Origin of the sequence: Paenibacillus thermoaerophilus (genome assembly GCF_005938195.1) — a bacterium.
Classification (GTDB): domain Bacteria; phylum Bacillota; class Bacilli; order Paenibacillales; family Reconciliibacillaceae; genus Paenibacillus_W; species Paenibacillus_W thermoaerophilus.
Window position 1 is genome coordinate 50,350 of record NZ_VCQZ01000023.1, and the last position, 12,088, is coordinate 62,437.

Genomic DNA, 12,088 nt, shown 5'->3' on the forward strand with positions numbered 1-12,088 from the left:
TCTCCTGTCTTCTGCTGGCGGACCGCCCTTACTGCGAAGGACGGCTAAACCGCTCTCCATTAGTAGCTTATCCTATGAATGGCGTCCGCATCAATGCAAGCCAAGGACCTTGCGCCATTCGGGCGGCAGCTCTCCCGCGCGGGAAGCCATGACATCCCCCGGGAAGTATAACCGGTGCTTGCCCCTCACGATGCCGCTGATGGAGCGCACGATGTCCGATTTCAGCGAGATTTCCGCGACCTCTCCGTCCTCCCCGAGCAGCATGACGGGCAGCTTGTCCGCTTCTTCGCCGGGGCGGTACACGTCGTAAGGCAGATCCGCCGGAAAATCAACCTCCAGATAATAATCCGGGTCGAGCCCCATGGCGCGCAGCGAATCGGCCAGCGCCGACAGAAGCTCCGGGTCCGGCTCGCCATCGAACGTGGCGTATTTGAACAGCCGCCGGTGCATGAACCTTCCGCACAGGTCGGCGAGGATCGCGTCCGCCTCTTTCGTCCATTGAATGAACGTCATTTGCATAAACGCCTCGTCCAGCGTCAAGTAATCCTCCAGCGCCACCTCTCCCGCCAGCAGCCCCCGCAGCGTGTCCGGAAGCCAAGCGAAGGCGTATCCTTGTTCGTGAAGCTGGCGGGTGCGCGTGAAAATTTTACGGAGAATGATCTCCGAACTCCGGGTGACCGGATGGAAGTACACCTGCCAGTACATCTGATACCGGCTCATCAAATAGTCCTCGACGGCATGCATGCCGCTTTCCTTGATGACGAGATGGCCCCGATGGGGACGCATCATGCGGAGAATCCGCTCCAAATCGAACGTGCCGTAGTTGACTCCCGTAAAATAAGCGTCGCGGAGCAGATAGTCCATCCGGTCGGCGTCCAGTTGGCTGGAGACGATCGAGATGACGATCTCCTCGGGATACGTCTTGGCGATTACCTGAGCGACCTTGTCGGGGAAGTCCGGAGATACCCGGCGCAGCACGCGGTTGACTTCCGTATCCTCCCGGATGATCCGGCAGGTCCATTCTTCGTGGTCCGTCCCGAACACTTGCTCGATGGAATGGGAGAACGGCCCGTGGCCGACGTCGTGAAGCAAGGCGGCGCACAGGCAAAGCAGACGCTCCTCGCGGGGCCAATCGGGAAAACCTCCGCGTTCGAACTGCGAAATAATTCGCCGGGCGATCTCGTATACGCCCAGGGAATGGGAGAACCGGCTGTGCTCGGCTCCGTGGAACGTGAAATAGGAGGCGCCCAATTGGCGAATCCGCCGCAACCGCTGAAACTCCTTCGTATTGATCAGATCCCAGATCGTCCGGTCTTGCACGTAGACATAATGATGCACGGGATCTTTAAACACTTTTTCCTCCGGCAACCGGTTTTGCATCGTTTTCCCTCCCCTGAGTTGGAAGAAAATTCGCGCGCGCGAATTCCCTTTGAAAAATCTTAAACTTATCTTTAACAAATCTTAAACATAATCGACAAGATTCGTCGAGCTTTTTCGACACGATTTGCATGTCGAATCGACAGTGCCTTTTCCATGACGAAACCCTTCAAAAAGGCCGTGTTTATCTTGATTTTCCAACATTTTCATCGCTTTGTCCAGCCGAAAAACAAACCCGCCCGCGTCTTTTTCGCATAGCTGCTGACGTTCCGCCGCAGCGACACTGCGCGACAGTTTTTGCCCGGGGAAGGCGCTTTCGCCGGCCGCCTCCCCCCGTTGACTGTTATGGGAATGGCTGGTATCATAAAACAAGAAGGCGATTGTCGAAATATGACGATAATACGACTGCTTTTTCAATCCAGAGCCAAATTTAAGGAGAGGGAATGAATCATGATGAAATCGACGGGTATTGTGCGGAAGGTAGACGAACTGGGCCGGGTCGTCATTCCGATCGAACTTCGCCGTACGCTGGGCATCGGGGAGAAAGACGCGCTGGAGATCTACGTGGACGGCGAGCGTATCATGCTGAAAAAATACGAGCCCGCCTGCATCTTCACCGGCAACGCCGACCAGCTCGTATACTTCAAAGGCAAAATGATCAGCAAACAATGTATCGAGGAACTGATCGAACTCTACAACTCCATGAACGATAAAAATCGGGAGTAATGGGTATCATCGCCACATTTTCTTATCGAAGTGCAGACAAACGCAAGATTATCGGTTATAATAGAACTATCCTACTAATGGTCATTCTAACCTTTTTTATATCTCCTCTTGCCCCGGCGGCCGCTCCTGCTCGCCGGGGACCTTTTTTTCTTGCATCAATCTTCCTCTTTATCCTCCAGCAGCGCCCGGTATATATCCCGTTTGGATACGCCCCGTTCCGCCGCTGCCCGCTTCATCGCTTCCTTGCGGTCGCCGAGCTCGGCTTCCCATCTGGCGACATGCTCCGCTACCGACCACGAGCGCCAATCGGCTTCCCCGCTCTCTTCCGGCTCGTTCCCACCGGTTCCCGCACCCCCGGCAACGATGACGTATTCGCCAAGCGGCGGATGGACCTTCAGGTGCCGAGCGGCTTCGCTCAAGCTGCCGCGGAACACTTCTTCGTGCCTCTTGGTCAGCTCCCGCGCCAGCGCGACGGGGCGGTTGCCCCATGCGTCCAGCATAGCGCCGATCGTCTTCTCGATCCGATGCGGCGACTCGTAGCAGACGATCGTCGCCTCCGTCCGCCGGAGCGCTTCCAGTTCTTCGGCCAGACGCTTCTTCTCGCGCGGCAGAAAGCCGACGAACAGGAAACGTTCGGTCGGCAGGCCGGAGACGATCAGCGCCGACAGCGCCGCATTCGCGCCCGGCACGGGAACGACCGGGATGCCGACTTCGGCCGCATCGCGCACAAGCTCCCGGCCGGGGTCGGAGATCGCCGGCACGCCCGCGTCGCTCACGAGCGCGACGGATTCGCCCGCCTGCAATCTCCGGATCAGTTCCGGTCCGCTGGCCCGCTTGTTATGCTCATGATAGCTGACGAGACGGGCCCCTTCGATGTTGCAATGCGCGAGCAGCTTGCGCGTCTGGCGGGTGTCTTCCGCCGCGATCCAGTCCGCTTCGCTCAGCACGCGCACGGCCCGGTACGTGATATCCTCCAGATTGCCGATCGGCGTGGCCACGAGATACAGCGTTCCGCGGCCGTCGCCCGCGTCAAAGCTTTTCTGCACGTTCATGCCCGTTCCCCGCTTTCCGGTTCCGCTTCGCTGAACGCCAGCTCCGTGGAGCCTCCTTCGTATATGTCCAGCAGCTCTTGGGTATATGTCTCCCCCTGCTCGTAGACGATAAGCGGCGGCAGCATCCGCAGCTCGGGCTTGCCGTCCTTGGCCGCTTCCACTAAAACCATATTCGCCTCCGCTCCGATCCGGGGATGGACGAAGCGCATTCGCTTCGGCTCCAGCCGATTCGCCCTAAGCGATACGAGAATGTCGGCCAGCCGCTGCGGTCTGTGCACCATCGCCACCTTGCCGCCGGTTTTCAACAGCCGGGCGCAAGCGGTCACGATGTCGTCAAGCCCGCCGTTCAGCTCATGCCTGGCGGCGGCGATATGCGGATTCAGCTTCCGGTCGCCCGTGCCCGGGGGCAGATACGGCGGGTTCACGGTCACCAGGTCGAACGAGCCGTACCCGTATTTCTCGTGGACGTCGCGCAGATCGGCGCAGACGACTTCGATCCGCTCCTCCAGCCCGTTCAGCCTCACGCTGCGCTCCGCCATGTCCGCCAGCCTCGGCTGGATCTCCACGGCGGCGATCGAAGCTTCGGTGCGCGTCGTCAGCAGCAGCGGGATTACGCCGTTGCCGCTGCACAGATCGACGATGCGCCCCCGCTTCGGCACGCTGGCGAACCTGGCCAGCAGCACGGCATCCATCGAGAAGCTGAACACATCTCGGCTCTGGATGATCTGCAAATCCCGGGTCATCAGGTGGTCGATGCGTTCTCCTTCATATAATACCGTCGTCCCCATCCCGCGAAACTCCCCCTTATTTGCAAAAAGGAACGGCTCCGCCATCCTCCGCCGAGAATGAGGGCCGTCCCGAATGTCTCCTTGTTTTGGAATGATGCCCGTTAACGACCGACTACTTGCTCAAAAACGAGATACAGAAGAGACAATCCCCTTCGGTCCGCAGATGTCCGTAATAGACATTGCAGATATGGAAGCCTTCCTGGTACAGCCGGGCGAGATTGTCGTACCCTTCCCCCACGGACGGCTGCGCCTTGACGCTGGAAGCCGACTCTTCGGCCGCGGGCGCTTCCTTGCGCAGCAGCTTGCGCAACTGCTGATTCTCGATCGCCAGGCGCTGGTTTTCCTCCAGGAGCGACACGATCTTGCTTTTCAACTCGCCGATCTCGCGGTGAAAGGCGCCCAACTGTTCTTCCATCTGATCGATCTGACGGAACACTTCGTGCTTGTCCACATTCCCACCTCAAAAAGCCTTTCCGGTCGACGGGCCGCCGGCTTACGACTGGACCACAACATCATCGAACGGCAGCATTTGCAATTTGCCCGTTTCGTAGATTTGAACGCGAACCATCCGGTTTTCCACCTGCAGCGAGACGACTTTGCCAAGACCGAACGAAGTGGCGACGGTCGCTCCCACCTTCGGAAGCTCTTCCTTGCCGCTCTCGTATTGATCGTGCTCGTACTTCAGGCAGCACATCAGCCGGCCGCAGAGCCCCGAGATCTTCGTGGGGTTCAGCGACAGATTCTGATCCTTGGCCATCTTGATCGAGACGGGCGCGAAGTCGCCGAGGAACGTCGAGCAGCACAGGATTCGGCCGCACGGGCCGATTCCGCCGAGCAGCTTGGCTTCGTCCCGCACGCCGATCTGTCTCAACTCGATCCGCGTCCGGAACACGCTGGCCAGATCCTTCACCAACTCCCGGAAGTCGACCCGGCCGTCGGCCGTGAAGTAGAAGATGATCTTGTTCCGGTCAAATGTATATTCAACATCCACCAGCTTCATTTTTAACTGATGGTCCTTGATTTTCTGCAGGCATATCCCGAAGGCTTCCTGAGCTGCGGATTTATTCAAATCGACCGTCTTGGCGTCTTGCTCGCCAGCGATGCGAATGACTTTTTTCAGCGGCAGGACCACGTCGTCCTCCGAAACCATCTTGCGGCCGATGACGACTTGTCCGTACTCGAGGCCGCGAGCCGTATCCACAATAACGGCTTGATCCTTCTCGACGGGAAGTTCATGGGGATCGAAATAAAACACTTTCCCCGCTTTCTTGAAACGGACACCGACAACCGAATACATACTACCCCCCCTGTGCCGTATGGATCAATAGCTGCTCCAGCACGAGCTGAGGCTGAACGTGCTGTCGCAGACGCCTGCGGGCTTGACCGGCCAGGTCCGCGCAGCGAAGCCAGCCGAGGGCGTCTCTGGAGTAAGCCTCCCTCGCATACCATTCCCTCTGGTCGGGGTACGCAAGCTGCTCCGACGCTCCCTGCGAGACTCGCGCGAGATCCTGAAACCATAACCCGAACAGGTCGAACAGGGTGTCCCAATGCTCGGCCGCCGCCGATTTCACCGCCTTCTGCTGAACGGCGACGATCGACGCCGGCAGCCGGCGCAGACACTCCTTGCCCAATTGTAGCACTACGCTCCTCGTCTCCGCAAACCACTCCGCCCGAGCCAGCTCCCGGGCCGCCTCCAATCCCGCCGTCAGGCGGGAAGCCGTCGCCGCCAGCGAGGCCGGGACGCCCTCCGCCTCCAGCGCCTTCGCCAGGACGGCAGGGGGTATCGGCAAAAACGGGACAAGCTGCGCGCGCGAACGGATCGTCGGCAGCAAGGCGTTGGCATTGTCCGTGATCAGGACGGCAAGCGCGGGAGTCTGCGGCTCCTCCAGAAACTTCAGCAGACTGTTGGCCGCCTGCACGGTCATCCGGTCGGCGCTCTCGATGACGTACACCTTCGCGGGAGCTTCCGATGCCCGGTACGCGAACTGCTTCTGCAGCTCGCGGATCTGATCGATTTTGATAGAAGCGCCGTCCGGCCCGATCCGGTACAGATCGGGATGGTTGCCGTGCTCCATCCGGCGGCATTCCCGGCATTGACCGCACGGCTCATCCCCGCCGCGCTCGCAGAACAACGCTTGAGCCAGCGTCAGTGCGGTCTCCAGCTTGCCTGTGCCCGGAGGACCCGCGAACACATAGGCATGTGCCAGCGTGCGGTTGCGCAGCCCGTTCTGCAGCAAGCGCTTGGCGCGTTCCTGCCCGGGAATCGACGCAAACGTTCCAGCCATAGCCCTACCCACAACCTTTAAAACCATATATTAATCAACATTCCCCGTATATCGCCGATTTTCTGGAGAAGTTCGATGCGGCCCTGCTCCGTCTCCAGCAGATCGTCCGCCAGCTCGAGCAGCTTCGCGTCGATCTCCTCCAGCAGCTTGTACCGTTTGGTCCGGCCGCGGCGGTCCCAGCCCTTCGTTTCCTTCAGGCCCACCCCGCGCCGGACCGTCAGCTCCAGAAAATGCTTGACCATCTGCCGATAGATCCGCAATTCGCGAATGGTCATTGACTTCAGCAGCCGTTCGCCTTGAACCGTGATGTCTTTCAGCATCTGCTGAAGGCGCTCGTCACCAGCGGCTTCGTTCCGGCTTCTCATGAAATCCGAGAAGGATTTCTGCTGCACCTGCGGCTGGACAGGCGCATCCGGTCGAACAAGCCCTTTGCCGAAAGGGCGAAGTCCCGGATCGATCTTCAACGCTGCCGCCTCCCTGCCGGGTTAGAAGTGTTCGAACCGTTCCACCGGCAGCACGAATACGGCCGCGCCGCCAACCTGCACCTCCACAGGGAACGGTATATACGAATCGGTGGTTCCCCCGATGGGAGACACGGGAGTCACCAGTTGGTCGCGAACTTTGCAGTTTGCCCGGATCACATTCAACAGGTCGGACACGCGGTCGTCTTCCACGCCGATCATGAATGTGGTGTTTCCCGCACGCAGGAATCCGCCGGTGCTGGCCAGCTTCGTGGCGCGGAACCCATCCTTGACCAGGGCGTTCGAGAGCCGATTGCTGTCTTTATCCTGAACGACGGCAATGACAAGCTTCATAACAAAGCCCTCCTTTCCATCAGTATATCTTATTTTGACGTGAATTGTGCAAAATCCTGCTTCCAGCTCCGGCCCTCGCGGGCGCGCCCTTTCACTGCAAAAAAAAAGCGGCAAGTTTGCCAAAAATTCCATTTCCATGTTAAGGAATCTATGGTATTCTAATTACAGCCTTTTCACATTACCTTCAATTGGGGGTGAATTGATGTCTATCGCCCAACCCGCATTCAGCCTGTTTATCGCTGCTGCCGGGCTTTTTATCGTCGTTGTCGGATTTGGCCTCGCCGGGTACGCTCCCATGCGCCTCCAATGGCACAACGGCAAGGATCCGGTTCCCCAACCGACTCCGGCGAGACGCGTTCCTAAGGAAGAACGGACTCACAGCCGCCTGTACGTCATCTTGACTTCCCAGTTGTTCTGGGTTTCCATCGGACTGATGATCCTCTCCGGACTTCTCATGGTCTTCGGGAGATAATAGCAGTTATAACCTCCTGCACGTTCCGAAAGACATCTTCGGGTGGCTGATCGGCCGCAATCGTGAAGATCCGTTCCGGATATCGCTCCGCCAGCAACCGATACCCTTCCCGAACCCGCCGATGAAAGTCGATCGCCTCCAAGTCCAACCTGTTGATTTCGCGACTCGCATTCTCCATGATTCGCTTGAGGCCCAGCTCGGGTTCCAGATCGAAGTAGAGCGTAAGATCCGGAATTGCATCTTGAATGGCGAAGCGGTTGATCTGCCACACCTCATCTATTCCCAATCCCCGCGCATATCCTTGATAAGCAAGGCTGCTGTCGACAAACCGGTCGCACAGCACAATCTTTCCGGCCTCCAGCGCCGGCAGCACCTTTTCCGCCAGATGCTGCCTCCGGGCGGCCGCGTACAGCAGCGCTTCCGTCCGAGCGTCCATGGCAACGTTTTCCCGATCCAGCACGATAGCCCGGATCTGTTCCGCAATGCGGATGCCCCCGGGCTCGCGAGTTACTATCGCGGGATATCCTTCGTTCTCCAGCCAGGCTTCCATCCGCTTCAGCATCGTCGTCTTGCCGGCGCCTTCTCCGCCTTCTACCGTAATAAACAAACCTTTCCTCAATGGCCATCCTCCGTCCGGACGAGTCGTATGGCCTAATTATACACGCATCCGCCTCGGCGGCAAATGGTTGCCGAACCCGTTTCCCGATTGGCCGATGACGGGAAGCAGACCGCGCTTCCTTGGGCTCGTACCAACAAGAGAGGCAACCCATCCGATCCGGTGGGCCGGGAACGAGACAACCTCTGACCGAGGTCAGTTCAGAATAGAAAATATCGCTAACCCCGCCGTATCGCTCGTCTTGGATTCCGTTAGCGATATGAAATATTACTAAGGAAGGAATCAGGCAGGATTGTTTGGAAGATCCGGGCCTTTAACGATATGGAGTATCGCTAAACTCCTCTCCGGCAGAAGAAATCCGGACGATAGCGATAAAAAATATAGTTAACCGGGCCAATGCGGCCATTCAAGAAAAGCCGCCGTTCCAGCGAACGGCCGGCTCGACGCGCTTATCGATCGGAATGAATTGGGGCCAACGATGCGGCAGGCCGTCAATCGGCGATTGACGCTGCCCGCACGCGCGGAAGCGCCCGCGGAGACGCAGCCGATAAAAGAGAACATGATTCCAGCCTTTATAGCCTGCTGCCGTCCACAACGCGTATAAGCCCCGTCGAAGCGTCGAAGCCGCCTTGGAACCGGCAGCCGCTCTGCCATAGACGCCTCAATTCGTCCCGCATCTCTTCCCGGATCGTCTCGCCCGGCAACGCCAACGGGACGCCCGGCGGATACGGAATAACCGCTTCGGCGGCGATGCGTCCGACGGAGTCCTCCAGAGGCACCAGAACCGTCCGGTTGCCGGAAGCGGCCATCCGCCACGACAGCAGCCGCGTCGGCTCGGAGACGCGCGCCCTTCCGGTCGACACGGACGGAAGACCGCCCCGTCCCGCTCTCTGCCCGCTTGCGGCCTTCCCTTCCCCCTCGCTCTCGGCTATCGCCTCCAGCGCCGCGATCAGCCGTTCCGCATCACGGTCCGTGTTGGCGCCGCTGAACGCAAACAGCACGTGGGAAGGGTCCGCCATCTCCGCATAACAGCCGAACTCGCCCAGCCTGCTCATCAAGGCGAAGCCGTCCCACTCGCCCCTAGCGTCGTATACGGTCAGTTTGAACGGGTCCTTGGTCTCGCACGCCCCTCCTTCGGGACCGTTCCCCGCCTCCCGAAACCGGTTTTTCGGCCTTTGCAGCCATTCCCGTACCCGGCCGACGGCGGCCAAGCCTGCGGCGAATGCCCGCTCGCCCTGGCACTGCACCATCTGCCGCGCCAAATCGAGAGAGGCGAGGATCGGGTAAGAGGGGCTGGATGTTTGCAGCATTCTTAATAGTTGACGAACGGCCTCACGCGGAACCCGGTCTCCCCGAAGATGGAGATAAGCCCCCATCGTCATCGCGTTTAACATTTTATGTGCGGATTGAACCGCCGCATCCGCTCCCGCCTGCATCGCCGAGGCCGGAAAATCCGGATGCAGGCCGTAATGCGCGCCGTGCGCTTCGTCGACCAGCAGCGGCATGCCGTATTCATGCACAACATCGGCGAGCTTGGCCAAGTCGGCCCCCATTCCGTAATAATTCGGATTGGTTAGCAGCACGCCCTTGGCTTGCGGGTTCAACTGCAGCGCATGCCGCAGATCCTCAGCGCTCACGGCTCCCGCCAGGCCGGACGAGGAGCAAATCCGCGGCTCGACAAACACCGCCCGCGCCCCGGCCAACTGAAGGGCATGCAGCACCGATTTATGCGAATTGCGCTGGACAATCAAAATATCATCCGCCCCGCAGACAGACAAAACCATCGCCAAATTGCCCACGGTGCTGCCTCCGACCAGAAACGCCGTCTCTTCCGCTCCGAACCATGCGGCCGCCAATTTCTCAGCCTCCGCAATCTCGCCTTCGGGCCGGTGCAGGTCGTCCATGCCCTCGATTTCGGTTACGTCGAGCCGGAGGATATCGTCAAACCACTGCTCCGCTTCCGTTCCTTTGTATCCTTGTCCGTTTTTATGCCCCGGCACGTGATAGCTGGAGGCCTTATTTAAAGCGTGAAGCCGCAGGCGCTCGAACAACGGCGCACGCACTTCGCCGCATGGATTGGAACCGGCGCTTGTCATACATATCTCCTCCGTATGATTCCTTTCGATTATACCCAAACCAAAAACCCCCAGGCTGCCCCAGAGGTCGGATCATGCGTCTTTCGGCAGCCACAGCTTGTGCATCTGCCTTATAAAAAAAGCGTATTTGTCGTCGGTCACGTCGGTTTTCACCATTTCGGCTTCGCATTCGTCGCAAATGAATTTCTCCAACACGCGAATGCCGCTCGGTTTCAAGCTATCGCAAATCACGCAGTAGTCGGGCGCCGTCCGGTCCGCCGATTCGTTTGCCGCTTCAACCTCGTCCGGGTCCGGACCGGCTTCGGGCAGCTCCGCTTGCAGAAGAAGCTCGGCCTGCTGGCTGTTTTCGCGAGGTTGAGCGGTCTCCGCGATTTCGGCGGCTTCACGGCGCCCATCCGCGGCATCGATGGCCTGCGTCAACCGCTGGCTGTTACCGCGGGGTTTGCGCTTTGCCGATTTTTCCTTTCGGCTGGTCGCTGTCGCTTCCATCGAACAACCACCTTTCGTTTTTCTATCAGTATACCCTTTTTCCCGGTAAGGTATACTAGTGATAGGGGGGTTGTCCGATATATATGTAAGAATCCCACCGACAAGATAGCTGTTCATCCGGGAGGAACCGACATGTATGATTACCGGCAGTTGAATTCGGAATCGACAATCTATCAATATACGCTTCTGAAAAAGCGTTCATACCGTTCGCTGATCCCTGCATATGTGGCGATCGTTCCGGCCGCCTCCGTCGCGGAGATGCTGGTCTTCGGCCCGAACGAAGCGCTGTCGCTCTGGTGGGGATATCCCGCGCTGCAGTTGATGTACGCCTTTTTGCTTATGGCGATGCTGAACGTTTCCGGCGGAGGCCGAAAGCAGTGGCGGTTTCTCTGGAGTCCGCCTTGGATCGGATATTTGCCTGCCCATATGGCTTCGCCGAACCGGATGATCCGGCTTCATGTCCAATTGTCCGTGATCGGCTTCTGCATCATCGCGGCCGCTTATCCCTGGTGCAGCCTTGTCATATGGCTGAACCTGGTTCTTCTTCATGTGTATATCTTGCTGCCGCGGCTGATCCTCTTGTTCTCCCTCCGCCACGACAAACCGGCGCTGCTCAAGATCAACCGCGACAGCACGTCGCTCTACGAACCGTAATTCATACAGACATCAACGGCCAAGGAACGAATGCAGCATCCACACGTGTTTCTCCAGGCTCGTATGAATCCCGAGAAGCATGTCGGCTGTCGATTCGTCCCCTGCTTTGTCCGCCTCTTCAATTCCTTCCTTCAGTTCGCCGATCATGCGGTCGAAGTCTCCGGCCAGTTCGGCTACCATGCGTTCGGCCGTCTCCTGCCCGTCGGCCTCCTTGACCGAGGCCGTCTCCAGGCACTCCTTCATCGTGGCGACGGGTTTTCCCCTCAGCGCCAGCAGACGCTCGGCCAATTCGTCGATGTGCAGGGCGGCTTCGTTATAGAGCTCCTCGAATTTCGCATGCAAGGTGAAAAATTGTGAGCCCGTCACGTACCAATGGTAATGGTGCAGCTTTACATACAGGACGGTCCAGTTGGCGATTTGACGATTCAACACGTCGGACAACGGCACAGTCAAGGCCTCCTCGCTAGACAGATTCGGCCTTATTGTGCTCCGTCGGGCTCGTCCTCATTCGGGTTTTCCACTCCTTCGTACGAGGCGGGGCGATCTCGAAGCTTAATCAGCCGCAGCGCGCCTCGGCGCATCCGGCATCCAAATAAAAAAGCGAGCCCCCCGCTCATACGAGCTGAGGACTCGCTATCGCTTGGCAGCGTCCTACTCTCCCAGGACCCTTCGGTCCAAGTACCATCGGCGCTGGAGGGCTTAACGGTCGTGTTCGGGA

Annotated in this window: 15 protein-coding genes and 1 rRNA gene; 2 read left to right on the forward strand and 14 right to left on the reverse strand. The window is 58.7% G+C overall.

The genetic code is table 11. The features are described 5' to 3' along the window. Positions 1-90: 90 nt before the first annotated feature. On the reverse strand, positions 91-1,380 hold the full coding sequence (locus tag FE781_RS14485; RefSeq protein WP_138790346.1) for an HD domain-containing protein: 1,290 nt from the start codon (positions 1,378-1,380) through the stop codon (positions 91-93). Between the two features lie 81 nt (positions 1,381-1,461). Next, positions 1,462-1,794, reverse strand: a complete 333-nt coding sequence (locus FE781_RS14490; RefSeq protein WP_138790347.1) for a hypothetical protein — start codon at positions 1,792-1,794, stop codon at positions 1,462-1,464. A 33-nt stretch (positions 1,795-1,827) separates the two neighbouring features. Here FE781_RS14490 and FE781_RS14495 point away from each other — a divergent pair, with 33 nt between their 5' ends. Then, positions 1,828-2,103, forward strand: coding sequence for an AbrB/MazE/SpoVT family DNA-binding domain-containing protein (locus FE781_RS14495; RefSeq protein ID WP_138790348.1), 276 nt, complete (start codon positions 1,828-1,830; stop codon positions 2,101-2,103). Between the two features lie 155 nt (positions 2,104-2,258). On the opposite strand, the gene rsmI is transcribed toward FE781_RS14495, so the two are convergent. From rsmI to FE781_RS18095, 10 genes are all read right to left on the reverse strand, one after another. After that, positions 2,259-3,155 (reverse strand): 16S rRNA (cytidine(1402)-2'-O)-methyltransferase, encoded by an 897-nt coding sequence (gene rsmI / locus FE781_RS14500; RefSeq protein ID WP_138790349.1) that lies wholly within the window; start codon positions 3,153-3,155, stop codon positions 2,259-2,261. Next, positions 3,152-3,943, reverse strand: coding sequence for a tRNA1(Val) (adenine(37)-N6)-methyltransferase (locus FE781_RS14505; RefSeq protein WP_138790350.1), 792 nt, complete (start codon positions 3,941-3,943; stop codon positions 3,152-3,154). The genes rsmI and FE781_RS14505 overlap by 4 nt, the downstream gene beginning before the upstream one ends. Before the next feature lie 112 nt (positions 3,944-4,055). After that, complete coding sequence (gene yabA / locus FE781_RS14510) at positions 4,056-4,394, reverse strand: DNA replication initiation control protein YabA (protein WP_138790351.1); 339 nt, start codon at positions 4,392-4,394, stop codon at positions 4,056-4,058. A 42-nt stretch (positions 4,395-4,436) separates the two neighbouring features. After that, positions 4,437-5,240, reverse strand: a complete 804-nt coding sequence (locus tag FE781_RS14515) for a PSP1 domain-containing protein (RefSeq protein ID WP_138790352.1) — start codon at positions 5,238-5,240, stop codon at positions 4,437-4,439. Position 5,241: 1 nt separating this feature from the next. Further along, positions 5,242-6,228, reverse strand: coding sequence for a DNA polymerase III subunit delta' (gene holB, locus FE781_RS14520; RefSeq protein WP_138790353.1), 987 nt, complete (start codon positions 6,226-6,228; stop codon positions 5,242-5,244). Positions 6,229-6,245: 17 nt separating this feature from the next. After that, positions 6,246-6,692, reverse strand: a complete 447-nt coding sequence (locus FE781_RS14525) for a YaaR family protein (protein WP_138790354.1) — start codon at positions 6,690-6,692, stop codon at positions 6,246-6,248. A gap of 21 nt (positions 6,693-6,713) precedes the next feature. Further along, positions 6,714-7,043, reverse strand: a complete 330-nt coding sequence (locus FE781_RS14530) for a cyclic-di-AMP receptor (RefSeq protein WP_138790355.1) — start codon at positions 7,041-7,043, stop codon at positions 6,714-6,716. Positions 7,044-7,495: 452 nt separating this feature from the next. After that, entirely contained in the window at positions 7,496-8,134 is a 639-nt protein-coding gene (gene tmk, locus FE781_RS14535) for a dTMP kinase (RefSeq protein WP_138790356.1), read from the reverse strand. A 569-nt stretch (positions 8,135-8,703) separates the two neighbouring features. Next, the gene (locus FE781_RS14540; RefSeq protein WP_138790357.1) at positions 8,704-10,227 is read right to left on the reverse strand and encodes an aminotransferase class I/II-fold pyridoxal phosphate-dependent enzyme; all 1,524 of its coding nucleotides are present in this window, start codon (positions 10,225-10,227) and stop codon (positions 8,704-8,706) included. Positions 10,228-10,299: 72 nt separating this feature from the next. Beyond that, positions 10,300-10,833: a sigma factor G inhibitor Gin gene (locus FE781_RS18095; protein ID WP_342774309.1), complete on the reverse strand. Its 534-nt coding sequence runs from the start codon at positions 10,831-10,833 to the stop codon at positions 10,300-10,302. 15 nt (positions 10,834-10,848) lie between these two features. Between FE781_RS18095 and FE781_RS14550 the strand changes: the two genes are divergently transcribed. Beyond that, complete coding sequence (locus FE781_RS14550; RefSeq protein ID WP_138790358.1) at positions 10,849-11,370, forward strand: hypothetical protein; 522 nt, start codon at positions 10,849-10,851, stop codon at positions 11,368-11,370. Between the two features lie 12 nt (positions 11,371-11,382). Here FE781_RS14550 and FE781_RS14555 read toward each other — a convergent pair whose 3' ends face one another. Together FE781_RS14555 and rrf are read right to left on the reverse strand one after the other, a co-directional pair. Further along, on the reverse strand, positions 11,383-11,817 hold the full coding sequence (locus tag FE781_RS14555; RefSeq protein WP_379253328.1) for a Dps family protein: 435 nt from the start codon (positions 11,815-11,817) through the stop codon (positions 11,383-11,385). Between the two features lie 191 nt (positions 11,818-12,008). Beyond that, positions 12,009-12,088 (reverse strand): 5S ribosomal RNA (rrf, locus tag FE781_RS18170); the annotation flags it as partial.